Raw genomic sequence first — 23724 nt, forward strand, 5'->3', positions numbered from 1 at the left:
TCATGGAACCCGCGGGGATCCGAGACCGATGTACACCGATGCACGGGGACCGAAGGGGCATGAGAGCGTCATGGCCAAACAGAACGTTGCCGAGCAGTTCGTCGACATCCTCGTCCGCGCCGGAGTCAGACGCCTCTACGGCGTCGTCGGCGACAGCCTGAACCCCGTGGTGGACGCGGTCCGCCGCAACGCCGCCATCGACTGGGTGCACGTGCGGCACGAGGAGACCGCCGCCTTCGCCGCGGGCGCCGAAGCCCAGATCACCGGAAAACTCGCGGCCTGCGCCGGCTCCTGCGGTCCCGGGAACCTGCACCTCATCAACGGCCTCTACGACGCCCACCGCTCCATGGCGCCCGTCCTCGCCCTCGCCTCCCAGATCCCCTCCAGCGAGATCGGCCTGGGCTACTTCCAGGAGACCCACCCCGACCGCCTCTTCCAGGAGTGCAGCCACTACAGCGAGCTGATCTCCAGCCCCAAGCAGATGCCGAGGCTCCTCCAGACGGCCATCCAGAACGCCGTCGGACGCAGCGGCGTCAGCGTCGTCTCGCTGCCCGGCGACATCGCCGCCGAACCCGCCCCCGACAAGCCCCTGGAGACCGCCCTCGTCACCACCCGGCCCACCGTCCGCCCCGGCGACGCCGAGATCGACCAGCTGGTCCGCATGATCGACGCCGCCGACAAGGTCACCTTGTTCTGCGGCAGCGGCACCGCCGGCGCGCACGCCGAGGTCATGGAGTTCGCCGCGAAAGTCAAGTCCCCGGTGGGACACGCCCTGCGCGGCAAGGAGTGGATCCAGTACGACAACCCGTACGACGTGGGTATGAGCGGTCTCCTCGGCTACGGCGCCGCCTACGAGGCCACTCACGAGTGCGATCTGCTGATCCTCCTCGGCACCGACTTCCCGTACAACGCCTTCCTCCCCGACGACGTGCAGATCGCGCAGGTCGACGTACGCCCCGAACGCCTCGGCCGCCGCTCGAAGCTGGACCTCGCCGTCTGGGGCGACACCCGGGAGACGCTGCGCTGTCTCATCCCGCGCGTGCAGGAGAAGACGAACCGGCGCTTCCTCGACAAGATGCTGAAGAAGCACGCCGACGCGCTCGAAGGCGTCGTGAAGGCGTACACCCGCAAGGTGGAGAAGCACGTCCCGATCCACCCCGAGTACGTGGCGTCCGTCCTGGACGAAATGGCCGACGAGGACGCCGTGTTCACCGTCGACACCGGGATGTGCAACGTCTGGGCCGCCCGCTACATCACGCCCAACGGCCGCCGCCGGGTCATCGGTTCGTTCTCCCACGGCTCCATGGCGAACGCGCTGCCCATGGCGATCGGCGCTCAATTCACCGACCGGGAACGGCAGGTCGTGTCGATGTCGGGCGACGGCGGGTTCTCCATGCTCATGGGCGACTTCCTCACCCTCGTCCAGTACGACCTGCCGGTGAAGGTCGTCCTCTTCAACAACTCCTCGCTCGGCATGGTGGAGTTGGAGATGCTGGTCGCCGGACTGCCCTCGCACGGCACCGCCAACAAGAACCCCGACTTCGCCGCCGTCGCCCGCGCCTGCGGCGCCTACGGGGTGCGCGTGGAGAAGCCGAAGGACCTCGCCGGGGCCCTGAAGTCGGCGTTCAAGCACAAGGGACCGGCCCTCGTCGACGTCGTCACCGACCCCAACGCGCTGTCCATCCCGCCGAAGATCAGCGCCGAGATGGTGACCGGGTTCGCGCTGTCCGCGTCGAAGATCGTGCTGGACGGCGGCGTCGGCCGCATGCTTCAGATGGCCCGCTCCAACCTGCGCAACATGCCTCGTCCGTAAGGGACTTGGTCTAGCTGTAGGGGCTCCAGTGGCGGGCGGAGGTGTCGTACGTGTAGCGCGGCAGGCCCGTGATGCTCCTGGTGCGGAACGGGCGGCCGTGGTCGTCGACGCGGACCGTGCCGGTGCGGCCCTGGGACGACCAGTCGAGTTCCAGGTACCAGGAGCAGTCGCAGGCCGCCGTCCGCGCGGTGACCAGCAGGACCTCCGGGTCGTCGGCGGACACCCGGTAGGGCATGCGGACCGCCGGGATCGGCGTGCCCGCGTCGTTGCCGGGGACCGCGCGGGCGATCGGACGGTCCTTGTCGAGGTCGACGGCGAAGGAGCGGGGGGTGAGCGAGCTGCCGCAGCCCTGGTCCATGGAGTAGGCGTTGCCGGGCGCGGGGTCGGCGCGGCCGACCACCCGGACGCGCAGCGCCGTCAGGACGACGGCCGTGGAGCCGCGACCCTGCACCGCGATCTCCACGTTGGTCTCCCGCCCGTGCACCGCGCCCTGCGCCGCCGCCCACACGCCCGCGTCCTGCGCGGCCGGGGGCGGCGGAACCCGCGCGGGCGGCTCGGACACGACGTAGTCGTGACCGCAACCGAGCGCCCAGACCTGGGAGTCGACGGTCCAGGTGAGGGGGACGGGGGCGGTGGGGGCGGTGGGGCCGGCGGTGGTCGTGCTGGGACCCGCGCCCGCGCCGGTGCTCGGGCCGGTGCCTGTGCCGCCGCCCGTGGCCGCGGATTTGCCCTCGATGGTGGGGGCGGCCGAGGTGGCGCCCGGTGAGGGGGAGACGGACGGCGCGGGGGCGGGGCGCGCGCCCGCCGGGGCAGTCGTCCGGTTGGGCGGTGCGGCGGCTGAGGGGCGGCGCGCGGCGTCGGAGGACGGGGGATCGCCGGCGGGGAGCGCGGAGAGCGCGCCGACGGTGGCGAGGACCGCGCAGGCGACGGAGGCGAGAAGGGCGGGGCGACGACGGCGGTACCAGGGGCGGCCGGGGGACGACGGGAGGGGAGCGGATTCGCCGCCGACGGCGACGGGTGCGCCGAGGGTGTCCGGGGCTTCCCGTAATACCCGTAGTACCGGTGTGCCCTCGCCGTCCGACTCCGCTGCCTCCCCGGAGGGGGCGGCGCGCGGCCGTTGCCGTGCCTCCACCGCCAGGAGCCAGCGCCGGTGCAGTTCCAGGCGTTCCTGCGGCGACGCCCCGCAGAACTCGGCCAGCCGTTCGACGGGCGCGAAGTCCTGCGGTACGGCGTCCCCGGCGCAGTAGCGGTGCAGCGTGGAGGTGTTCATGCCGAGGCGGCGCGCCAGGGAGCCGTAGCTCCGCTGTGTGCGCGCCTTCAGCTCCGTCAGCAGTGCCGCGAAACCCTCGACGTCGTCCTGTGCTGCCGACACCCTGCCCCCGTCCGTCCGAACCGCATCCCAGGCACTCATATACCTGCACGTCAGACGGCCTGGGATGGTTCCATGCCCGCCGAACGGACCTCGGAGCTTGCCGTCGGCCCCGCCGGCCGCCGATGCTCGTGTCGTCGCCGCCGGACAGGGCCGAACGACCATCCGCCGCCCGGCGACGCCTTCCACACCCATGCATCGACTCACGGGGGACACCCATGCCCGAGCCCACCCGAGCGGGAACGCTCACCGCTCTCACCGCACTCGCCGCCGCCGGTCTCGCTCTCGGCACCGTGCTCGCCGTCCCGGCGGCCGCGGCCCCGAAAGCGCCCGGCTTCCTCTCGGCGGCGGAGCTGCCGCCGCACCCCTCGTCGTCCTGGACGGCCGGCAAGGTCACCCGTGGGGTGCCGGAGGACGTGGAGTTCGACAGCTGCCTGGGCAAGGCGCTGCCGGGCCACGCCGCCTCCTGGCACCGTGACTTCCGGACCGACCTGGACACGGGCGCCCGGCAGATCACCGTCGTCCTGAAGGACACCGCCGCCGCCAAGGGGCTGGCCTCGCGGGTCGGCAAGGACATCCGGTCCTGCGCCAAGTCGATCGAGCAGGCCGACCCGGAGACCGACGCCACTCTCAAGGACTACGGGACGCTGCCCGTCGAGGAGGGCGCGCACATCTACGGCCTGCACACCGAGACCTCCTGGGGCGCGAACGACATCCGCCTCCTCTCCGTGGGCCGTGACGGCAGGACCGTGACGGTCGTGAGCTGGGGGCAGCTGGGCGACTTCGGCGACGCGCCGGTGAAGGCCTTCAAGAAGACGACCGCCAAGGCCGTCCACAAGCTCCACTGACCCGACGACCACCACCGGAAAGACGGGGCCGCCGCCCCTCCCGCCACGGGGGTCGGGAGGGCGGCGGCCCCGCGTCGTTCGCCTGCGCGCGGCGCGGACCGCCGTTCCCGGGACGGGCGACCGCCGTTCCCGGGGTGGGCGACCGCCGGATTCAGGCCAACTTCGTGAGCCGCGGGGCGGGAGGCCGGTGCGCGGTGCCGCCGGGCGCGCTCGGGCGGGGGGCGGCGGGCGTCTCGGGCAGCGGCACGCGCGCGCCCCGGGCGAGGACCGCCGGTGTCGAGCCGACGTCCAGCGGGAAGCGCCCCACCCCTGCTTCCGCGTACGGCCGGATCGGCAGACGGGCATCCGCAGTCGAGCGGATCCCACGCGGTCGGCGCGGTGACCGTGGGGGAGAGCGGTTGCACCGGCTCACCTCCCCCCTCGGGAGCGGCGACCGGCGGCAACCGATCGCGCGGGTGTGCGCCCCCGGCGGGGTGACCGCGCCGTTTCCGGTGGGGCCCGCCTGCGGCGGCCCGAGTCCGACCCGGCACAGGTCCGGCGGCGGACAGTCTGCGTATCGCCGTATCGCCGTATCCGCTTCCGCAACCGTTTGCCGTCCGTGTCGGCCTGGGCTTTCCGTGTGCGACGCCGGTCGGGGGCCGTGTCCCCGGGCGGCGGCTCACCCGGCACGTGCTGCTCGCACGGGACCGGCGGCACCCGCGCCCCGTCCCGCCCCCGACGCGCGACCCGCCTCGACAGGCGCTCCGGGCACGCCGTCACCGGGGCCCGTCCGCCGCGCCCGGCGACCCGTCCGGCGGTCCCTCCGAGGCCCGGACGACGGTGACAGAGCGCCCGAACAGCCCCGCGGGCCCCGGTGACAGGTCCGGAAGGCCGTTCAACTCTGGCCGAACACATGGTCGTTGATGATTCGACATGACTGGCGCGGTGTCGATCGGGCAAGCATCCCCGTGAACGTGTTCGAGCAGGAGGGAAACCGACATCGGCACGCGGGCGGGGGTCATGAAAAGGCAGGCACGAGGCAGCGGTTCGACGATCGCGGACACCTCGGCGGCGACGCGGACGGGGGAGGACAAGGCGGACGGCGGCGACGGGCGGCCGCAGGCGTCCCAGTTACGGCGCAGGCTCGGACGGGCGGACTTACGGGCCGTGCCCGAGACGCGCCGGGCGCTGCGCGAGCTGTTGCGGCACTGGGGGAAGCCCGGACGGTCGGACATAGCGGAACTGCTCACCAGCGAGCTCGTCACCAACGCGCTCGTCCACACCGATCACGACGCGGTCCTGACGGCCACCGTCGGACCGGCCGGACTGCGGGTCGAGGTACGGGACTTCGTGGCCCGCCGCCCGCAGCCGCGCACCCTGGCCGCCGCGGCCGGCGACGGCACGCACGGGCGGGGCCTGATCCTGGTGCAGTCCCTCGCGGACGCCTGGGGAGTGCGCGCGCACGGCGTGGGGAAAGTGGTGTGGTTCGAACTGGCCGCCGTGGCCGCCTGATCCGACACCAGGGGCACACGACGGGCACACCGCCGGCGACGGACGACGGAAGGGGGCGCGACCACAGTGGTCGCGCCCCCTTCCGGTACCGCGTGGCGTCAGCCGCATCCCGTGCCGCGTGACGTCAGCCGAACTGCTGCTCCATCTCCTTGAGCTTGCGCTCCAGGGAGTCCAGGCGCGGCAGCGCCATGGTGTCGTCCTCGGCGGTGAGGTCGACGGTGATCGGGTCAGAGCTCTGGCGGACGGGCTGAAGGGAGGGCCGCGTACGCACGGGCAGCTGCTCCGGCGCGTTCGCTATGGCAGGCTCCGCGGAAACCCGCTCGGCGGTGGCCCGTTCCAGGGTCGCCTGGGTCTCCACCTGACGCCCGCCTCGGCCCGGGAAGCCGCGGTGCCCCCGGCTGATCGCCTTCAACTGGGCGCGCTCCACGCGCTGCTGCTCACGGCGGCGCATTCGGGCCGCTTCCTTCTGGCGCTTGTCCTCACGGACCTCGTCGACCGCCTCGTCCAGGGTGCGCACGCCCTCCAGCAGCATCAGCGACCACGCCCTGTAGGTCTCACGGGGAGCCCGCAGCCAGCGCACGACGCGGATCTGCGGCAGCGGACGCGGCACCAGGCCCTGCTCGCGCAGCGCGGCGCGGCGGGTCTGCTTCAGCGCCCGGTCGAAGAGGACCGCCGCCGACAGGGACATGCCGGCGAAGAAGTGCGGTGCGCCGTCGTGGCCCAGACCCCGGGGCGCGTGCACCCAGTTGAACCAGGCAGCCGCGCCCGCGAACGTCCACACGAGTATCCGGGAGCCGAGCGCCGCGTCACCGTGGCTGGCCTCGCGCACCGCGAGCACGGAGCAGAACATCGCCGCCCCGTCCAGGCCGAACGGCACCAGGTACTCCCAGCCGCCGGACAGGTTGAGGTTCTGCCGGCCGAAGCCGACCAGTCCGTGGAAGGAGAGCGCGGCGGCCACCGCCGCACAGCAGAACAGCAGCACATAGGAGGCGGTGCCGTATATGGCCTCCTTGCGCCTGCGGCGCTCCTCGCTGCGTTCCCATGAATCGTCCGCGCTCGCGTTCTCCCCGGAGGAGCGCTTGCCGCGCGCGAGCACCGCCACCGCCGCCAGCATGCCCAGGAGCAAGACGGCGCCCGGAAGCAGCCAGTTCAGCGATATGTCGGTCAGTCTCATCTGGGGTCCCTTGCATTGGGATAGGGCGTGACGCCCGCCATAGTGGCCCACTCCCGTCCGCCCTCAGGGGGTTTCGGGGCAAGAGGCCGCCAAGGAGGTGCAAGGGATTGCCCAAGGCGACATTCTGCTCGAACTGCCGCATGAGGGGCGGGAGTTGAGTTCGAATAAGACTACCCGTACGGGTGGTTCCACGGAAAGTTCCCGTGCCCGGTGAGGAAGTTGTGAATTGCCTCGGGGGCGGGAGCCGTGTGCCGGACGAGCCTACGGCACGCGGGTCCGCAGACCGACCTGAGGGTGTATCAACTCGCGGCGGCGGCAGTCAGTTTGGAGACGCGGTCCGCGTCGCAGGTGCGGGGGCAGGTGGCGCAGGTGTCCTCGGGTCGCACGGTGTAGAACATGCAGCAGCTCGCCCGGTCCCGGGTGGGCAGCGACTCGCCCGCGGGGCCGACCAGTTCGCGGAACGCCGCCGAGCCGACGTACGGCCGGGTGGTGCCCGGCAGCAGCAGCTCCAGCTCGTGCCGCGCGCGCTCCTTCTCGCCCTCGCCGAGCAGTTCGGCGACCCACCACAGCCCCTCGACGATCTCGTCCGTCACCATGCCCCACAGGGCCCGGCCGCGGCGGCGCGCCCGTGGGCCGAAGCCGGCGAGGATCGGCTCGTGGTGCTCGGCCACCGCGGCCCGCACCTCGGCGCGCAGCACCTCCTCGTCCGCGACCACCCGGGCGCCGGGCAGCGCCGCCGCCGGGTCGCCGGGCAGACAGGCGAACGAGGCGGGCGCGCGGACGGCCATCCGCATGCCGGCGCCGGTGCGGTCGTAGGAGACGTGCGTCACGGGGAAGCGGGGGACCCGGCGGTGCAGGAACCACGGGACCGTGATCAGCAGACAGGCGGGCCAGGAGTAGCGGTGCAGTCCGAAGCTCGCGACGACGTCCGGGCGCGCCCTGTGGCCGTAGTCACGTACGACCTGCTCGTCGTCCCAGGCGAGGAAGGCCTCCAGGGCCGCTCCGCCCTCCGCGAGTTCGGCCGCCGCGACCCAGCCGCCGCCTCGCGGGGCCGGGTCGCCGTCATGCAGTTCCGTGACGACGAGGCCGGGAAACGCCTCGGTGAGGCGGGCGTACGCGTCCGCCACGGCGGACATGGCCGACGGGCGTACGGGCATACCGGGACCACCGAATACTGAGGGGCTGAGAGGTAAGCCTTACCTTACCGATTATGTTCGGGATTTGAACTGGCGACCAGTAGGCCTATGGTTCTTGACGGACGAGTAACAACCAGCCGTAATGACCCCAAGTACCGACACGTCCGGAGGAGGACACCGTGGAGCGGAGCACCCAGGGCTTTGCCGGGACGGGCGTCCCCCGGGTGCCGGCGCAGTCGCGGACGGAACGGGTGCCGGGCGGGGCGGTCAGGTCGGGCCTGGGCGGCGGGGGCGGTGGCGCGTCCGGTGCCGGTGTCGGTGCTGGTGCCGGTGTCGGTGCCGTGCGGGGGGAGCACACGCACGGCGAGGCGCCGTTGCCGCGTCCTCGTGCCGTCGTGCAGCGGGCCTCCGTGCGCGGGCAGATCCTCGACGCCCTGCGCACCGCGCTCGTCGGCGGGGAGCTCACGCCGGGCGAGGTGTACTCGGCGCCGGCCCTCGGTGAGCGCTTCGGCGTCTCCGCGACGCCGGTCCGCGAGGCGATGCAGCAGCTCGCGCTGGAGGGCGCGGTGGAGGTCGTGCCCAACCGGGGGTTCCGGGTGATCGTCCGGGGGGCGCGGGAACTGGCCGAACTGGCCGAGGTGCGCGCGCTGATCGAGGTGCCGGTCATGCTGCGGCTCGCCCGTACGGTCCCCGCCGAGCGCTGGGCGGAACTGCGCCCGCTCGCCGAGGCGACCGCCCGCGCGGCGACCTCCGGCTGCCGTGCGACGTACGCGGAGTCCGACCGCGTCTTCCATCGCGCGGTGCTGGGGCTGTGCGGCAACGAGCAGTTGGTCGGCATCGCGGAGGAACTGCACCGGCGGTCGCAGTGGCCGCTGGTCGGCGGCGGCCCGGCGGCCCGTGGACGGGCGGACCTGGTGGCGGACGCGGCGGAGCACATGGCGTTGCTGGAGGCGTTGGGGGCGGGGGACTTGGACGTCGTCCAGCGGCTGGTCCGCGAACACTTCGCCGGCGCGGCCTGACCCACCCCCGTCTCCGACGCCCGAACACGGACCTCGCCCCCCACCGGTCCCTGGGGGCTCCGCCCCCAGACCCCCGATCGGCCTGAACGGCCTCGTCCTCAAACGCCGGACGGGCTGGGGGTGCCGGGCGTGGTCTGGAGGGTGCGGGCCCGGTCCCTCCGGCCCTGGGAGCTCCGCCCCCAGACCCCCGATCGGCCTGAACGGCCTCGTCCTCAAGCGCCGGACTGGCTGGGGGGTGCCGGGCGTGGTCTGGAGGGTGCGGGCCCGGTCCCTCCGGCCCTGGGAGCTTCGCCCACAGGCCCCCGGTCGGCCTGAACGGCCTCGTCCTCAAGCGCCGGACGGGTTGGAAGGGGGGAGCTACGCCGTTGCCGCCGGGGGGCTCAGGTGGCGGGTCAGCCAGGTTGGTACGCCTCCCAGGAGGCGGTGCAGGCGGCGGGCCTCCTCGCGGAGGCGGGTTGCCTCGGGTTCCGTTTCCGCGTCCGCCAGTGACGCCAGCGCCGGTGCCGTGCCCACCAGGTAGCCCAGCTCCTCCCTGATCCGCAGCGACTCGGCGAAGCCCTGGCGGGCCTCCGCCACCTCCCCCTCGCGCAGGGCCAGGCCCGCGAGATGACGCCACGTGAACGACAGCAGCAGCGTGTCCGAGTGCTCCGCCGCCGCCGTGTGCGCCCGGCGGTACGCGGCGCGCGCCGCCTGCGGGGCACGGGTCAGGTTCTCCGCGAGCAGCCCCCGCCGGAAGTCCAGCAGGGCCCGCGCGGGCGCGTCCGGCGGGATCAGCGCGGCGGCCCGGCCCAGCGCGGCGCGCGCCTCGTCGACCCGGTCGCGCACCCGGTGCACGGTCGCCGCGTACGCCAGGTGCCCCCGTTCACAAGCCGCCGCGCCCCGCTCCTCGTCGCTGTGCGCCAGCGCCTCCGCCGTGCGCAGCGCGTCCTCCGCCTCCTGCCAGCCCTGCTCGGCGTACAGACACCGCTCGACCAGCAGCGCGGCCCGCTGCATGGAGCCCGCCGCGGTGCCGGCCGGGAGGAGGGCCGCGGCGTCGCCCCAGCAGGCGCGCGAGCGCAGCCGCCATACTGCGGTCTGGAGGGGATCGTCGCCAGCGGTCGTTCCGTAACCAGACATGGCGGTATGCGCCACGTTGTCCTCCCCGAGCACGCCATCGAGCTATGAGTGGTGGCGGCATCTCAGCACGGATCGCCGGGCCGGGCCAAGGGGGCGGGTGAAGGATTTCACAAAGTCGTGGGATCACCGGACCGTAGAGGTTTCGGCCCGCGCACGCCGATCCGTCAGCTCATGCGCAGCGCGAGGAAGAAGTCGAGCTTGTCCTCCAGGCGCGACAGATCACGCCCCGTCAACTGCTCGATCCGGCCGACGCGGTAGCGCAGCGTGTTGACGTGCAGGTGCAGCCGGGACGCGCACCGGGTCCACGAGCCGTCGCAGTCCAGGAACGCCTCCAGCGTCGGGATCAGCTCGGCGCGGTGCCGGCGGTCGTACTCGCGCAGGGGGTCCAGCAGGCGGGCGGTGAAGGCGCGGCGGACGTCGTCCGGGACGAACGGCAGCAGCAGGACGTGCGAGGCCAGCTCCTGGTGTCCGGCCGCGCACACCCGGCCGGGGCGGGCCGCCGCCACCCGGCGGGCGTGCCGCGCCTCCTCCAGCGCGCCCCGCAGGCCCTCCGCCGAGTGCACCGCCGCGCTGACGCCCAGCGTGATCCGGCCGTCGTCGCCCAGCCCCGCCGACAGCGGCTCCCGTACGGAAGCGAGGAGGGCGTCGGCGATCACGCCGGTCTCCGTGCCGTCGTGCTCGGCGGAGACCGCGGGCAGCGGGACGAGGGCGACGGCCTCGCCGCCGATGTGGGCCACGGCGATGCGGTCGGACGGCTCCGGGCCGGTGGCGTGCGGGTCGACGAGGATCTCCTCCAGGAGAGCCTGGGCGACCGGCCCACCCGCGATCTCACCGCCTCCCGAGCCGGAGAAACCCGCCGAGCCGGAGAAGCTCCCCGAGCCGGAGATCCCGCCAGTGCCCGGGCCTCCGGTGACGGACGCGCTCACGCCGCCCGAGCCGCTGCCGCCGGCGGCCGGGAAACGCCCGCCCGCCGGTGCGCCGCGCCCCGAGCCCGCCGAGCCGCCCGGGACACCGCCGCTCCCGGCACCCGCGCCGCTTCCCGAACCGCCGCGCCCGGACGCCGTCGAGCCGCCCGCGTGGCTCCCGCCGCCCGCGCCGCTCCCCGAGCCCATGCCTCCCGAGGCACCCCCGCTGTCCGCCGCGCCGCCACCGCTCACGCCGCTCCCGGCCCCAACTCCCGCACCAGCAACACCACTTCCGGCACCCATGCCGACACCTGCCCCCAAGCCGCCACCCCCGACGCCACCCCACTCCACGCGCGCCACCACCACCTGCCAGTGCGGGGCCGCGCCCAGGCCCGGGAGGAGGACCGGGGCCGCCACCCGCAGGCGGGCCGCGATCTCGGCGGGCGCGGCGCCCGTCTGTACCAGTTCGAGGACCTCCTGCGCGAGCCGCCGCCGCACCGTGCGCGCCGCGTCCCGACGGTCGCGTTCGACCGCGATCAGCTGGGTGACGCCCTGGAGCAGGTCGAGCCGCTCCTCCGCCCAGTCCCCGGCGTCCGCCTCGACGGCCAGCAGCCAGTCCGACAGCACCGTCTCCCGCACATCCCGTACGTCCCGCAGATCCCGTACGTCCCTCGCGGCCTGCCCGCCGTGCGCGCCCTGCGAGGAGCGGCCGGCGCTGCGGATCGGGAAGAGCGAGTACGTCGTCTGGCCGACGATCACGCGGTGCGGGCCGCGGCGGCCGGTGCGGACGGCCGACAGGTGCTCGCCGGCGAGCCGCGCGAACACGTCCGCCGCGGGATCGCCCCCCGCCACTCCCGGCCCCGCCACTCCCGGCCCCGCCACCCCCGGCCCCGCTGCTCCCGGCCCCGCTGCTCCCGGCCCGGCCAGTCCCGGTCCCGCTGCTCCCGACCCCGCCGCATTCGGCCCAGCCGCCCCCGGCCCAGCCGTCCCCGCCGCCCCCGGCCCCGTCCCCTTCCGTTCCAGCCCCGTCCGCTCCGCCCCCGTCCGATCCGCCCCAACCCGCTCCGCCCCCTTCGGCTCCGCCGCCTTGGGCCCCGCGATGAGGCGGCCCGTGGGGGAGAGGACCCAGGCGCGCAGGTCGAGGTCGGTGCCGAGCAGGTCCAGGACCACGTCCGGGCCGCCGCCCGCCGGACCGGAGGTCATCATCCGGCGGTGCCGGTCGACGACGGCCGCGAGGTCCCCGGCCCGCTCCCCGGACACCTGCCGCACGACATGCTCGGTGATCGTCGCGAACGCCACCGACTCGTGCACCGCGAACAGCGGCAGCCGGTGCCGCGCGCAGGCCACCACCAGGTCCTCGGGGACGTCGCCCAGCTCCGCCTCGCCCGCCGCCAGCGCGGCCACGCCGGCCTGCACGAGGATCCGTACGAACGGATCGGAGTCCGCGGCGTCCCGGTGCCAGGCCAGGCCCGAGAGGACCAGTTCGCCGCCGGAGAGATAGCGGCTGGGGTCCCGCAGGTCGGTGGTCATCACCCCGCGCACGGTGCGGTCCAGCTCGTCCTCGCCGCCGAGCAGCCTGAGGCCCAGCGCGTCGGTGTCCAGCAGTGCGCGCAGCCGCATTCTCGTCGCCGCCGTTCCTTGTCTAGAAAACTACGATGGATCTTGCCCGATCCGGCAGGGCCACGGACGGCGGCCCGTGTCCCAGGTCACACGGGATGCGTCGCGCGTTTCCATCGGAATACCAGGAGGTTGCCGATGGCCTCCGTTCATACGAATCTACAAGATGGCCGCGCTGGCCAGCCAACTCCTTCATGGTTTCGGTGACTGACCCGCTCGGCGTACGAAGCTGTGTACTGAGCCCATTCCACGAGAACAGCACATGAACGAGCCGGGCCCGCCGCACACGGATTGGCTTGATCCGACCGCCCCCGAGACGTGGAAGAGAGCCGGTCATGGACTTCCTTCGCCCCGCCAGCTGGGAGGAGGCGCTCGCCGCGAAGGCCGAGCACCCCGCCGCCGTGCCGATCGCCGGGGGCACCGATGTGATGGTCGAGATCAACTTCGACCACCGGCGTCCCACGCACCTCCTCGACCTCGGCCGCGTCGCGGACCTCCACGAGTGGGAGGTCGGCGAGGACAGCGTGCGGCTCGGCGCCTCCGTCCCGTACACGCGGATCATGGAGAACCTGCGCGCCGAGCTCCCCGGTCTCGCCCTCGCCTCCCACACGGTCGCCTCCCCGCAGATCCGCAACCGCGGCGGGGTCGGCGGCAACCTCGGCACCGCCTCCCCGGCCGGCGACGCCCACCCCGCCCTCCTCGCGGCCGGCGCCGAGGTGGAGGTCGAGTCGGTGCGCGGCTCCCGCCTGATCCCCATCGACGCGTTCTACACCGGCGTGAAGCGCAACGCGCTCGCCGCCGACGAGCTGATCCGCGCCGTCCACGTCCGCAAGGCCGACGGGCCGCAGCAGTACTCCAAGGTCGGCACCCGCAACGCGATGGTCATCGCGGTCTGCGCCTTCGGCCTCGCCCTGCACCCCGAGACCCGCACCGTGCGCACCGGCATCGGCTCGGCCGCCCCCACCCCGGTCCGGGCGAAGGCCGCCGAGGAGTTCCTGAACGCGGCCCTCGACGAGGGCGGCTTCTGGGACAACGGGAAGATCGTCACCCCGTCGGTCGCCAAGCGGTTCGCGGATCTGTGCGCCGCCGCCTGCAACCCGATCGACGACGTCCGCGGCACCGCGAACTACCGCCGCCACGCGGTCGGCGTCATGGCCCGCCGCACCCTCACCTGGACCTGGGAGTCCTACCGCGGCGGTCGCCGCGCCGACCATCGGAAAGGGGGCGCTGCCTGATGCGCGTCAACTTCACCGTCAACGGCCGCCCGCAGGAGGCCGACGACGTCTGGGAGGGCGAGTCCCTGCTGTACGTGCTGCGCGAGCGGCTCGGGCTGCCCGGCTCCAAGAACGCCTGCGAGCAGGGCGAGTGCGGGTCCTGCACGGTCCGCCTCGACGGCGTCCCGGTCTGCGCGTGCCTCGTCGCCGCCGGTCAGGCGGAGGGCCGTGAGGTCGTCACCGTCGAAGGGCTCGCCGAGTACGCCCGGCAGCGCTCCTGCGGCGGCGCGGCGGCCTCCGCGGCGGAGGTGCCCAGCGACTCGCAGACCGGGGAAGGCGCCGAACTGTCGCCCGTGCAGCAGGCGTTCATCGAGGCCGGCGCCGTCCAGTGCGGCTTCTGCACGCCCGGCCTGCTGATCGCCGCCGACGAGATGCTGGAACGCACCCCGAACCCGTCCGACGCGGACATCCGCGAGGCGCTCTCGGGCAACCTGTGCCGCTGCACCGGCTACGAGAAGATCATGGACGCGGTCCGGCTCGCGGCCGCCCGGCAGGGAGAGGCGGTCTGACGATGCCGACCAACGGCGCTCCCACCAAGATCACCCAGGGTTCGCGGACCAGGGGCGGCATCGGCGAGTCCACCCTCCGCCCGGACGGCACCCTCAAGGTCACCGGCGAGTTCGCGTACTCCTCCGACCTGTGGCACGAGGACATGCTGTGGGGCCAGATCCTGCGCTCCACGGTCGCCCACGCCGAGATCGTCTCCATCGACACCGCCGAGGCTCTCGCCCTCCCGGGCGTGTACGCCGTCCTGACCTACGGCGACCTGCCGACCGAGGTGAGGCACTACGGCCTGGAGATCCAGGACACCCCGGTCCTCGCCCACGGCAAGGTCCGCCACCACGGCGAACCGGTCGCCATCGTCGCCGCAGACCACCCCGAGACCGCCCGCCGCGCCGCCGCGAAGATCAGGGTCGAGTACCGCGAGCTGCCCGTCGTCACCGACGAGGCCTCCGCGACCGCACCCGACGCGATCCTCGTCCACGAGAACCGTTCCGACCACCACATCGGCCATGTCGCGCACCCCAACATCGTCCACCGCCAGCCGATCGTGCGCGGGGACGCGGCGGCCGCCGCGCGCCGGGCCGACGTGATCGTCCGGGGCGAGTACACCTTCGGCATGCAGGACCAGGCCTTCCTCGGCCCCGAGTCCGGCCTCGCCGTCCCCGAGGAGGACGGCGGCGTCCACCTCTACATCGCCACCCAGTGGCTCCACTCCGACCTGCGCCAGATGGCGCCCGTTCTCGGCCTGCCCGAGGACAAGGTGCGGATGACGCTGGCCGGCGTGGGCGGCGCGTTCGGCGGACGCGAGGACCTGTCCATGCAGATCCACGCCTGTCTGCTCGCCCTGCGCACCGGGAAACCCGTCAAGATCGTCTACAACCGCTTCGAGTCGTTCTTCGGCCACGTCCACCGCCACCCGGCCAAGCTGACCTACGAGCACGGCGCCACCCGCGACGGCAAGCTCACCCACGTCAAGTGCCGCATCGTCCTCGACGGCGGCGCGTACGCCTCCGCCAGCCCGGCCGTCGTCGGCAACGCGGCCTCGCTCGGCATCGGCCCGTACGTCGTCGACGACGTCGACATCGAGGCCGTCGCCCTCTACACCAACAACCCGCCCTGCGGCGCGATGCGCGGCTTCGGCGCGGTCCAGGCCTGCTTCGCCTACGAGGCGCAGATGGACAAGGTGGCGAAGGAACTCGGCCTGGATCCGGTGGAGTTCAGGCAGCTCAACGCCATGGAACAGGGCACGATCATGCCGACCGGCCAGCCGGTGGACTCGCCCGCCCCCGTCGCCGAACTCCTGCGCCGCGTCAAGGCGATGCCGATGCCGCCGGAGCGCCAGTGGGAGAGCAGCGAGGGCGCCGACGTGCGGCAGCTGCCCGGCGGCCTGTCCAACACCACGCACGGCGAGGGCGTCGTCCGCGGGGTCGGTTACGCGGTGGGCATCAAGAACGTCGGCTTCTCCGAGGGCTTCGACGACTACTCGACGGCCCGGGTCCGCCTGGAGGTCGTCGGCGGCGAGCCCGTCGCCACCGTGCACACGGCGATGGCCGAGGTCGGCCAGGGCGGGGTCACCGTCCACGCCCAGATCGCCCGCACCGAGCTGGGCGTCGCGCAGGTGACGATCCACCCGGCGAACACCCGCGTGGGCAGCGCCGGTTCGACCTCCGCCTCGCGGCAGACGTACGTCACCGGCGGCGCCGTGAAGAACGCCTGCGAGCTGGTGCGCGAGCGGGCGCTGGAGCTCGGCCGCCGCCGGTTCGGCTCCTACCACCCGGCCTGGGCCACCGCCGAACTCCTCCTGGAGGGCGGCAAGGTGGTCACCGACGGCGGCGAGGTCCTCGCCGACCTGGCCGACGTGCTCGGCGAGGAGGCCGTCGAGGTCGAGGAGGAGTGGCGGCACCGGCCGACCGAGCCGTTCGACCTGCACACCGGGCAGGGCAACGGCCACGTCCAGTACTCCTTCGCCGCGCACCGGGCCGTCGTCGAGGTCGACACCGAACTGGGCATGGTGAAGGTCGTCGAGCTGGCCTGCGCCCAGGACGTCGGCAAGGCGCTCAACCCGCTGTCCGTGCTGGGCCAGATCCAGGGCGGCACCACCCAGGGCCTCGGCATCGCGGTGATGGAGGAGATCGTCGTCGACCCGAAGACCGCGAAGGTGCGCAACCCCTCCTTCACGGACTACCTGATCCCCACCATCCTCGACACCCCGACCATCCCGGTCGACGTCCTCGAACTCGCCGACACCGCCGCCCCGTACGGCCTCCGCGGCATCGGCGAGGCCCCCACCCTGTCGTCGACCCCGGCGGTCCTCGCGGCCATCCGCGACGCGACCGGCCTGGAACTCGACAGGACCCCGGTACGCCCGGAACACCTGACGGGCACCGCGTAGCGGCGGTCACCCGCACTCGCCCTCGCTCCGGACGAGAGCCCGCCGAACGTGCACCGGCCGCCCGTCGGGGAACTCGTCACACGAGCGCAAGCAAGGAGACCGAGACATGCTGGACATCGCCGAGGAGCTCGACCGGTGGGTCGGGCAGGGCCGTGACTTCGCCGTCGCCACCGTGGTCGCCGTGGGCGGCAGCGCGCCCCGCCGGCCCGGCGCCGCGCTCGCGGTGGACGCCGACGGCACGGCGGTCGGCTCGGTCTCCGGCGGCTGCGTGGAGGGCGCCGTCTACGACCTGTGCCGGCAGGCGCTCCAGGACGGCGAGCCGGTCCTCGAACGCTTCGGCTACAGCGACGACGACGCCTTCGCCGTCGGTCTGACCTGCGGCGGAGTCATCGACGTCCTGGTCACCCCGGTGCGGGCCGCCGACCCGGCCCGCCCGGTGCTGGCCGCCGCGCTCGCCGCAGCCGCGGGCGGCGGGGCGGCGGCGCTGGCCCGGATCGTCTCGGGCCCGGCGGACCTCGTCGGCCGCGCCCTGCTCGTCCGCCCCGACGGTTCCCACGACGGCGGCGGGTACGGCGACGGCGGGTACGAGGGCGGCGGGTACGAGGGCGGCGGGTACGAGGGCGGCTTCGGCGCCCATCCCGAGCTGGACCGCACGGTCGCCGCCGAGGCCGCCGCCTTCCTGGACGCCGGCCGCACCGGCACCCTGGAGATCGGTGCCCAGGGCTCCCGCTGCGGTGCCCCGCTCACCGTCCTCGTGGAGTCCTCGGTGCCGCCGCCCCGCATGATCGTCTTCGGCGCGATCGACTTCGCGTCGGCGCTGGTGCGGGCCGGCAAGTTCCTCGGCTACCGCGTCACCGTGTGCGACGCCCGTCCGGTGTTCGCCACGAGAGCGCGCTTCCCGGAGGCCGACGAGATCGCCGTGGAGTGGCCGCACCGCTACCTGGAGCGCACCGAGGTCGACGGCAGGACCGTGCTGTGCGTCCTCACCCACGACGCCAAGTTCGACGTCCCGCTGCTCCGGCTGGCGCTGCGGCTGCCCGTCGCCTACGTCGGCGCGATGGGCTCCCGCCGCACCCACCTCGACCGCAACGCCCGCCTGCGCGAAGTCGGCGTCACCGAAATGGAGTTGGCGCGTCTGCGGTCGCCCATCGGCCTCGATCTGGGCGCCCGGACCCCGGAGGAGACGGCCCTCTCCATCGCCGCGGAGATCATCGCCGCCCGCCGAGGCGGCACCGGCGTCCCCCTGACCGGCGCCCACACCCCGATCCATCACGACGTGCCGTCGACCCCCACGGGGAGGATCGGCTCGGTCGCCTGACCCACGAGCGACCGCGCCACCGGCTGGTCCGGCCAGACGAACGCGTAGCCGGGGTCGCCCTTCCCGCTCACCCGCACGAAACGCAGCAGCTCGCGCACGATGCCCGCGGCGCCCGCGCTCCATCCGGTGCGCGGCTCCAGGACGCTCGGCGTGGCCCGGTGCTCGACGTTCGACCAGCGCGCCCCGTCCGCGTCGCGGGTGGCGCGGGCGACGAGGTCGGCCACCAGGACGTGCGCGAAGTCCGGGGAGTCGCCCTGCTCGGCCATCCGGTCGCAGGCCAGCGCCAGGACGCCCGCCGTTCCGCAGCAGCGGGCGTTGTTGTCCCAGAAGCCGGGCCGCAGCCGCTGCGGCAGACCGGAGTGCGTCACCGTGTGCCAGCAGCGGTCGGCGAGGTCCTGCCAGCCGGGCTCGGCCAGCACGTCCCGCAGCAGCCGGAAGACCTGGGCGTCGCCCGCCGGGCCGTGGCACCAGCCGTAGCTGTGCCGCTCGATCAGGTCGGGCAGGAACTGCGGATCGGAGTGGGGGACCAGGAAGCCGTCCGGGCCCGCCTCGTCGCGGGCGATCACGTTCGCGGCCCCGGCGCGCGCCAGCGCCACGAAATCCGCGCGGCCGGTGGCGTCGCCGACGGCGGCCAGTGCGTACACGATGCCGAGCGCGCCGTGCGAGATGTGGTGCAGCCGGGCCTCCACGCCCGGACGGTGCGCCCAGGTGACGCCGGTCGCCGTCTCCTCCGCCGTCCGCGCGTACGGCTCCAGCGCGAGCACGGCGAGTTCGGCGTCGCCCGCCGCGAGGGCGCCCAGGCCGATGCCCGCGTTGCCGCCCATCAGCTCGAACAGCTCGCCCCAGCGGGTCCCGTCGAAGCGGGAGCGGACCCGCGCCAGCGCCCGATCGGCTGCCGTGCCCGCCGCACCGTCGCCCAGCTCGCGGTGCACGGCCCGCAGTACGAGTGCCATTCCGGTGCGGCCGAAGTACAGCGAGTCGTCCTCGGCCTCCTCGGCGGCGACGGCGAGACCGCGCGCCGCGCGCACGGCCGCGTCGCCGTAGACGTCGTCCCCGAAGTGCCGCCACGCCTCCAGCAGCGCGGGCACGACCCCGGCGGTCCCGTCGTAGAACTGCGCCTCAAGCTTCGTGTCGGAGGCCCGAACGGGCCAGCCGAGCCCACCGCCCTCGGTCTCCCGGGCAACCCCGAGCAGCCAGCGCAGCCCGTCCGCCGCCAACGCCTCGACCTCGCTCGGAGCAGGCGTTCCGTCCCCGTTCACCGCCGTCATACGGCCACCCTGTCACGCGCCGACGCCCGCTGCACAGGGGGCTGTTCACCGGCGGCGCAGGAGACGGTTGGCCGCTCTGCCGAAGAGGGTGTGGGCCGCGGTGCGGAGCAGGGGGTCGAAGAGGGCGGGGAGGAAACGCACGCGGAGTTCCTCGCGCCAGACGACCCGGGCTCGGCCGCCAGGGCCGGGGCGGACCTCGATCTCCGCCCAGCCGAGGACGATCCGGCCCCGTTTCTCCAGTCGGCACAGGCCCGGGCTCTCCTCGTCCGCGTCCGGGGGGCACCACACGGTGACCTCCATGCGGTCGTCGACGGTGAACGGCCCCACCCCCGACCGCGCCACGAACACCGTGCCCTCGCGGGTCGGCCCGGGGGTGACCACGGTGACGCGGGTCAACGGCACCACGTCACCGTGCCGGGGCCACTCGGTGAGTCGGCGCCAGGCCTCGTCGAGACTGAGGGGCGCCGTGCGTTCCAATCGGAAGGTGACCACACAGCGATCGTAGGGAGTGCGGGCCGGGCGACGGGACGTTCCCCGGGGGGTCACACGCTTGGCCCAGTCCCGGCCCCGGGGCGAATCGCCCATGAAACGATTCTCCGTACATCTGACCACCGGTGACTGCGGGCGGCTATCGGTAGACCTTGCCCGGTTCCGCCTTTCCGGGCGCGAGCAGCTGCGGCACCGTCACGAAGACGTACCCCCGTTCCTTCAGCGCGTCGATGATCCCCGGCACCGCGGGCACGGTCCCCGCGTAGATGTCGTGCAGCAGGATGATGCCGTCCCGCTCGGCCTGGTCGAGGACGCGGCTCTCAATCAGCTCGGGGTCCTCCGTCGTGTAGTCCTTCGCCGTCACCGTCCACAGCACCTCCGCGAGGCCCAGCTCGCGGCAGATCTCGTGCACGGTCTCGTCGGTACGGCCCTGCGGCGGGCGCATCAGCGTGGGCCGGCGGCCGGTGATCCGCTCTATCGCCTCGTTGGGGCGCTCCAACTCCTCGCGTATCTCCTTCGGTTCGAGCTCGGTGAGGATCCGGTGGTCCCAGGTGTGGCTGGCGACCTCGTGCCCCTCCTCGGCCATGCGCCGCACGAGCTGCGGGAACTTCTCGATGTGCCGCGCGCCCAGCAGGAAGAAGGTCGCCGGGACCTGTCTCTCCTTCAGGATGTCCAGCAGCCGCGGGGAGTTCTCGCTCGGACCCGCGTCGAAGGTGAGCGCTATGCACTTCACCTCACGGCAGTCGACGGCGCCTAGCCGCGCCGCCTGGGCCGTGGCCTTCGCGTCCGCGCGGACGGCGCTGGGCGCGGTGGTGTCGAGGCCGGCGCAGCCGGTCAGGGTGAGGGAGAGGCAGGCGGTGACGGCGCCGATTCCGGCCGCCCGGAACGCGGTCGCCGTTTTCCGCATCTTCTTGATCAGAGGAGGCATGTCCGGACTATACACAGCGCGTATAGCCGCTGACCTGCTCCGATGTGTGCTGCGTGTTTGAGGCGTCCGTCAGCTGGCACCCGGGGTGCGTGACCTTCCACACCGTCGTGATCCCCACCCTCGTGCGGGGCTCGCTGGCCGACTGCCTGGCCGCGCTCGCCGCCGCCAAGGGCCCGAAGCCGGCCGGCATCGTCCTCGTCGACGACCGGCCCGACCCCGACCCGGTCCCGCTGGAGCACCCGTTGAGCGTCCTCGGCGACCTGCGCGAGCGCACCACCGTGCTGCACGGCGGCGGACGCGGACCCGCCGCCGCCCGCAACACCGGGCTGCGCGCGGTCGGTTCGCCCTGGGTCGCCTTCCTCGACGAGGACGTCCAGGTGGGCCCCCACTGGGGCGAGCAGCTCGCCGAGGACCTCGCCGACGCCACCGCCGACACCGTGGGCGTCCAGGGCGTGCTGGCCGTGCCCCTGCCGGGCCGGCGCCGCCCCACCGACTGGGAGCGCACCGCCGCGGGCCTGGCGCGGGCCCGCTGGATCACCGCCGACATGGCCTACCGCACCGAGGCGCTCCGGCGGGCCGGCGGCTTCGACGAGCGTCTGCGCGACCCCGCCCGCGAGGACACCGACCTCGCCCTGCGGCTCCTCGACGCCGGCTGGCGCATCCGGCAGGGGCGGCGCACCGCCCGCCATCCGGTCCCGCCCGCCGACCGCTGGGGCGCGCTGCGCGCCCAGCGCGGTCACGCCGACGACGCGCTGATGCGGCGGCTGCACGGGGCCGACTGGCGGCACCGCTCGTTCGCGCCGCGCGAGCGGGTCCGCGCCCACGCCGTGACCACCGTGGCGGGCCTCGCCGCCGGCACGCTCGCCGCGACCGGCCACCGCCGTGCCGCCACCGCCGCCGCGCTCGGCTGGGCGCTCGGCACCGGCGAGTTCGCCTGGGCCCGCATCGCCCCCGGCCCACGCACCCGGCAGGAGGTCACCGGCCTCCTCGCCACCAGCGTGCTCATCCCCCCGGCCGCCACCTGGCACCGCTTCAGAGGAACGTGGCGCCACCGCCATCCGGAACCTTGGCGGGAGACGGGGCTGTGAGGTGTCCGGCGGGGGGTGACTCCGTGGGGCGTCGGGCGGGGGTGAGTCCTGGGGCTGCCTGGCAGGGGGCGGCGCTGTGGCCCGTCCGGCGGGAGGTGACTCCGTGAGCCGCCCGGCAGGAGGAAGCGCCATGGTCCGCTTGACGGGAGGTGACTTGGTGCGATCAGAGATGCCCTGGCTCAACGGAGGCAGTACGCCAGGACTGCGCTCTCAATTTCTCTGGGCAGCGGCTGCATCAGATCGTGCGCCAGGGCGGCACCAGTTCGGTGCGCTACCGGCGGGCGATGATGCCGCTGGCCTCGACCGGCGGGAACCGGGTGCCGGTGGTGGTTTCGGTGGCGGTGTTCTCGCTCATGAAGATCAGCCTCTCAGCGGTCGGGGGCGGGTCAGACGGCTGCGGTGCGAGCGGGAGCCTGCGTGTCAGTGGTCGGCTCCAGGGCGGTCTGCCGCTCGGGGCGGCGCAGCGTCGTGAAGGCGACGGCGAAGGCGACGACGAGGAGCCCCGCGCCCACCGCGAAGGCGAGCCGGTAGCCACCCGTGAGTGCCTCGGCCGCCGTCCGGCCCTCCGCCGCGAGGCTCTCTGTGCGGGAGGCGGCCAGGGTGGACAGGACCGCGACGCCCAGCGCCATGCCGATCTGCTGGGTGGTGTTGAACAGACCGGACACGAGACCGGCGTCCTCCTCGTTCGCGCCGGACATGCCGAGTGCGGTCAGCGCGGGCAGCGCGAGGCCGAAGCCCGCGGCGAGCAGCATGACCGGGAGGAGGTCGACCGCGTAACTGGCCCGCACGGGCACGCGGGCGAGGAGGGCGAGGGTGCCGATGAGGAGCAAGATGCCCGCCAGCAGGACGTTCCGCTCACCGAAGCGGCCGTTGAGGCGGGCGGAGACTCCCAGGGAGACGGCACCGATGACGACGGCCGCCGGGAGCATCGCGAAGCCGGTCTCGGCGGCGCCGTATCCGAGCACCTTCTGGAGGTACAGGGCGACGAGGACCTGGAAGGAGAAGAGTGCGGCGAGCATCAGGATCTGGACCAGGTTGGCGGCGGTGACGCTGCGTGAGCGGAAGATCCGCAGCGGCATCAGGGGGTTCGTCGCGGTGGCCTGACGGACCAGGAACGCGGTGAGCAGTACGGCGGCGAGGGCGCCGAAGCCGAGGGTGGGGCCCGAGGTCCAGCCGTACGCCTCGACCTTGACGACGGTGTAGATGGCGAGCATCAGACCGGCGGTGACCAGCACCGCGCCCCATACGTCCGCGCCCGCCTTGAGGCCCAAACCGATGTCACCGGGCAGGACGCGGACGGCGATCGCGAGGACGGCGATGCCGATCGGCAGGTTGATGAAGAAGATCCAGTGCCAGTTGAGCGCGTCGGTGAGTACGCCGCCGAGGACCTGGCCGATGGACGCGCCCGCCGCGCCGGTGAAACTGAAGACGGCGAAGGCCCTGGCGCGCTCCCTGGGCTCGGTGAACAGCGTCACGAGGATGCCCAGGCTGACGGCGGAGGCCATCGCGCTGCCGATGCCCTGGAGGAAACGGGCGGCGATCAACACGCCGGGGGAGGTGGCCACGCCGGCCAGCAGCGAGGCGGCGGTGAAGACGGCGGTGCCGGCCAGGAACATGCGCCTGCGACCGATCAGGTCGCCGATGCGGCCGACCAGCAGGAGCAGGCTGCCGAACGCGATGAGGTAGGCGTTGACGACCCAGCTGAGGCCGGCGGGGGTGAACCCCAGGTCGTTCTGGATGGCAGGCATCGCCACGGTCACGATGGAACCGTCAAGGATGATCATGAGCATCCCGGTGGCGACGACTCCGAGGGCGAGCCGGTGTGAGCGCGGAGCGGCTGGCGACGGTGCGGGGTCGGTTGCGGCAGACATGCGGTCTCTCCTGTTCAGTTGAGGCGACAGGAGCGACCATAGCAGATGGTTTTGTTGCAGACTATTTCCTTCGGTCTCACTTTTGCCGCCCCCCGCTCCCCTGC

The 23724-nt window shown here is 73.6% G+C and carries 19 protein-coding genes and 1 pseudogene; 9 read left to right on the plus strand and 11 right to left on the minus strand.

Going from position 1 to position 23724, the window contains the following annotated elements:
- The first annotated feature begins 70 nt into the window (after nt 1-70).
- A complete protein-coding gene (locus ACFYX4_RS27645; RefSeq protein ID WP_389338927.1) occupies nt 71-1813 on the plus strand; it encodes a pyruvate dehydrogenase in 1743 nt (580 codons plus the stop codon).
- A gap of 10 nt (nt 1814-1823) precedes the next feature.
- On the opposite strand, the gene ACFYX4_RS27650 is transcribed toward ACFYX4_RS27645, so the two are convergent.
- The gene (locus ACFYX4_RS27650; RefSeq protein WP_389338930.1) at nt 1824-3185 is read right to left on the minus strand and encodes a helix-turn-helix domain-containing protein; all 1362 of its coding nucleotides are present in this window, start codon (nt 3183-3185) and stop codon (nt 1824-1826) included.
- 215 nt (nt 3186-3400) lie between these two features.
- On the opposite strand from ACFYX4_RS27650, the gene ACFYX4_RS27655 reads away from it, so the two are divergent.
- Nucleotides 3401-4030 carry a hypothetical protein gene (locus tag ACFYX4_RS27655; RefSeq protein WP_389338933.1) on the plus strand — a complete coding sequence of 210 codons (630 nt, stop codon included), beginning with the start codon at nt 3401-3403 and terminating at the stop codon, nt 4028-4030.
- A 151-nt stretch (nt 4031-4181) separates the two neighbouring features.
- On the opposite strand, the gene ACFYX4_RS27660 is transcribed toward ACFYX4_RS27655, so the two are convergent.
- Nucleotides 4182-4337, minus strand: a complete 156-nt coding sequence (locus ACFYX4_RS27660) for a hypothetical protein (protein ID WP_389338936.1) — start codon at nt 4335-4337, stop codon at nt 4182-4184.
- Between the two features lie 692 nt (nt 4338-5029).
- On the opposite strand from ACFYX4_RS27660, the gene ACFYX4_RS27665 reads away from it, so the two are divergent.
- Nucleotides 5030-5521, plus strand: a complete 492-nt coding sequence (locus tag ACFYX4_RS27665; protein WP_389338939.1) for an ATP-binding protein — start codon at nt 5030-5032, stop codon at nt 5519-5521.
- Nucleotides 5522-5645: 124 nt separating this feature from the next.
- On the opposite strand, the gene ACFYX4_RS27670 is transcribed toward ACFYX4_RS27665, so the two are convergent.
- Together ACFYX4_RS27670 and ACFYX4_RS27675 are read right to left on the minus strand one after the other, a co-directional pair.
- Complete coding sequence (locus tag ACFYX4_RS27670; protein ID WP_389338941.1) at nt 5646-6695, minus strand: DUF2637 domain-containing protein; 1050 nt, start codon at nt 6693-6695, stop codon at nt 5646-5648.
- 299 nt (nt 6696-6994) lie between these two features.
- Complete coding sequence (locus ACFYX4_RS27675; protein WP_389338943.1) at nt 6995-7852, minus strand: (2Fe-2S)-binding protein; 858 nt, start codon at nt 7850-7852, stop codon at nt 6995-6997.
- A 257-nt stretch (nt 7853-8109) separates the two neighbouring features.
- Here ACFYX4_RS27675 and ACFYX4_RS27680 point away from each other — a divergent pair, with 257 nt between their 5' ends.
- The gene (locus tag ACFYX4_RS27680; protein ID WP_389339017.1) at nt 8110-8850 is read left to right on the plus strand and encodes a GntR family transcriptional regulator; all 741 of its coding nucleotides are present in this window, start codon (nt 8110-8112) and stop codon (nt 8848-8850) included.
- A gap of 357 nt (nt 8851-9207) precedes the next feature.
- On the opposite strand, the gene ACFYX4_RS27685 is transcribed toward ACFYX4_RS27680, so the two are convergent.
- From ACFYX4_RS27685 to ACFYX4_RS27695, 3 genes and pseudogenes are all read right to left on the minus strand, one after another.
- On the minus strand, nt 9208-9981 hold the full coding sequence (locus tag ACFYX4_RS27685; RefSeq protein WP_389338945.1) for a hypothetical protein: 774 nt from the start codon (nt 9979-9981) through the stop codon (nt 9208-9210).
- Nucleotides 9982-10130: 149 nt separating this feature from the next.
- A complete protein-coding gene (locus ACFYX4_RS27690) occupies nt 10131-11753 on the minus strand; it encodes a PucR family transcriptional regulator (protein ID WP_389339019.1) in 1623 nt (540 codons plus the stop codon).
- Between the two features lie 387 nt (nt 11754-12140).
- Nucleotides 12141-12491 (minus strand): annotated as a pseudogene (locus ACFYX4_RS27695) (PucR family transcriptional regulator ligand-binding domain-containing protein); the annotation flags it as partial.
- A 332-nt stretch (nt 12492-12823) separates the two neighbouring features.
- Here ACFYX4_RS27695 and ACFYX4_RS27700 point away from each other — a divergent pair.
- The 4 genes from ACFYX4_RS27700 (at nt 12824) to ACFYX4_RS27715 (ending at nt 17976) form a co-directional block, all read left to right on the plus strand.
- Nucleotides 12824-13723, plus strand: coding sequence for an FAD binding domain-containing protein (locus ACFYX4_RS27700; RefSeq protein ID WP_389338947.1), 900 nt, complete (start codon nt 12824-12826; stop codon nt 13721-13723).
- Entirely contained in the window at nt 13723-14271 is a 549-nt protein-coding gene (locus ACFYX4_RS27705; RefSeq protein ID WP_389338949.1) for a (2Fe-2S)-binding protein, read from the plus strand. Before ACFYX4_RS27700 ends, ACFYX4_RS27705 begins: the two co-directional genes overlap by 1 nt.
- A 2-nt stretch (nt 14272-14273) precedes the next feature.
- A complete protein-coding gene (locus tag ACFYX4_RS27710) occupies nt 14274-16658 on the plus strand; it encodes a xanthine dehydrogenase family protein molybdopterin-binding subunit (RefSeq protein ID WP_389338951.1) in 2385 nt (794 codons plus the stop codon).
- A gap of 106 nt (nt 16659-16764) precedes the next feature.
- A complete protein-coding gene (locus ACFYX4_RS27715) occupies nt 16765-17976 on the plus strand; it encodes an XdhC family protein (protein WP_389338953.1) in 1212 nt (403 codons plus the stop codon).
- Here the strand turns inward: ACFYX4_RS27715 and ACFYX4_RS27720 are convergent.
- From ACFYX4_RS27720 to ACFYX4_RS27730, 3 genes are all read right to left on the minus strand, one after another.
- The gene (locus ACFYX4_RS27720) at nt 17928-19244 is read right to left on the minus strand and encodes a lanthionine synthetase LanC family protein (RefSeq protein ID WP_389338955.1); all 1317 of its coding nucleotides are present in this window, start codon (nt 19242-19244) and stop codon (nt 17928-17930) included. The genes ACFYX4_RS27715 and ACFYX4_RS27720 overlap by 49 nt on opposite strands.
- A gap of 45 nt (nt 19245-19289) precedes the next feature.
- The gene (locus tag ACFYX4_RS27725) at nt 19290-19736 is read right to left on the minus strand and encodes an SRPBCC family protein (protein ID WP_389338957.1); all 447 of its coding nucleotides are present in this window, start codon (nt 19734-19736) and stop codon (nt 19290-19292) included.
- A gap of 136 nt (nt 19737-19872) precedes the next feature.
- Nucleotides 19873-20661 (minus strand): polysaccharide deacetylase family protein, encoded by a 789-nt coding sequence (locus ACFYX4_RS27730; protein WP_389338959.1) that lies wholly within the window; start codon nt 20659-20661, stop codon nt 19873-19875.
- 89 nt (nt 20662-20750) lie between these two features.
- Between ACFYX4_RS27730 and ACFYX4_RS27735 the strand changes: the two genes are divergently transcribed.
- A complete protein-coding gene (locus ACFYX4_RS27735; protein ID WP_389338961.1) occupies nt 20751-21749 on the plus strand; it encodes a glycosyltransferase family 2 protein in 999 nt (332 codons plus the stop codon).
- Between the two features lie 386 nt (nt 21750-22135).
- Here the strand turns inward: ACFYX4_RS27735 and ACFYX4_RS27740 are convergent, their stop codons facing one another.
- The gene (locus tag ACFYX4_RS27740; RefSeq protein WP_389338963.1) at nt 22136-23620 is read right to left on the minus strand and encodes an MFS transporter; all 1485 of its coding nucleotides are present in this window, start codon (nt 23618-23620) and stop codon (nt 22136-22138) included.
- Between the last annotated feature and the right edge of the window lie 104 nt (nt 23621-23724).

Source organism: Streptomyces sp. NPDC002328 (assembly GCF_042890065.1).
Taxonomy (GTDB): domain Bacteria; phylum Actinomycetota; class Actinomycetes; order Streptomycetales; family Streptomycetaceae; genus Streptomyces.

What these genes read in the sequence shown, in the direction of transcription:
- ACFYX4_RS27730 (WP_389338959.1), bottom strand. Translation starts at nt 20,661, where the DNA reads ATGCCTCCTCTGATCAAGAAGATGCGGAAAACGGCGACCGCGTTCCGG.
- ACFYX4_RS27700 (WP_389338947.1), top strand. Translation starts at nt 12,824, where the DNA reads ATGGACTTCCTTCGCCCCGCCAGCTGGGAGGAGGCGCTCGCCGCGAAG.
- ACFYX4_RS27655 (WP_389338933.1), top strand. Translation starts at nt 3,401, where the DNA reads ATGCCCGAGCCCACCCGAGCGGGAACGCTCACCGCTCTCACCGCACTC.
- ACFYX4_RS27675 (WP_389338943.1), bottom strand. Translation starts at nt 7,852, where the DNA reads ATGCCCGTACGCCCGTCGGCCATGTCCGCCGTGGCGGACGCGTACGCC.
- ACFYX4_RS27665 (WP_389338939.1), top strand. Translation starts at nt 5,030, where the DNA reads ATGAAAAGGCAGGCACGAGGCAGCGGTTCGACGATCGCGGACACCTCG.
- ACFYX4_RS27710 (WP_389338951.1), top strand. Translation starts at nt 14,274, where the DNA reads ATGCCGACCAACGGCGCTCCCACCAAGATCACCCAGGGTTCGCGGACC.
- ACFYX4_RS27740 (WP_389338963.1), bottom strand. Translation starts at nt 23,620, where the DNA reads ATGTCTGCCGCAACCGACCCCGCACCGTCGCCAGCCGCTCCGCGCTCA.
- ACFYX4_RS27715 (WP_389338953.1), top strand. Translation starts at nt 16,765, where the DNA reads ATGCTGGACATCGCCGAGGAGCTCGACCGGTGGGTCGGGCAGGGCCGT.
- ACFYX4_RS27705 (WP_389338949.1), top strand. Translation starts at nt 13,723, where the DNA reads ATGCGCGTCAACTTCACCGTCAACGGCCGCCCGCAGGAGGCCGACGAC.
- ACFYX4_RS27645 (WP_389338927.1), top strand. Translation starts at nt 71, where the DNA reads ATGGCCAAACAGAACGTTGCCGAGCAGTTCGTCGACATCCTCGTCCGC.
- ACFYX4_RS27720 (WP_389338955.1), bottom strand. Translation starts at nt 19,244, where the DNA reads ATGACGGCGGTGAACGGGGACGGAACGCCTGCTCCGAGCGAGGTCGAG.
- ACFYX4_RS27670 (WP_389338941.1), bottom strand. Translation starts at nt 6,695, where the DNA reads ATGAGACTGACCGACATATCGCTGAACTGGCTGCTTCCGGGCGCCGTC.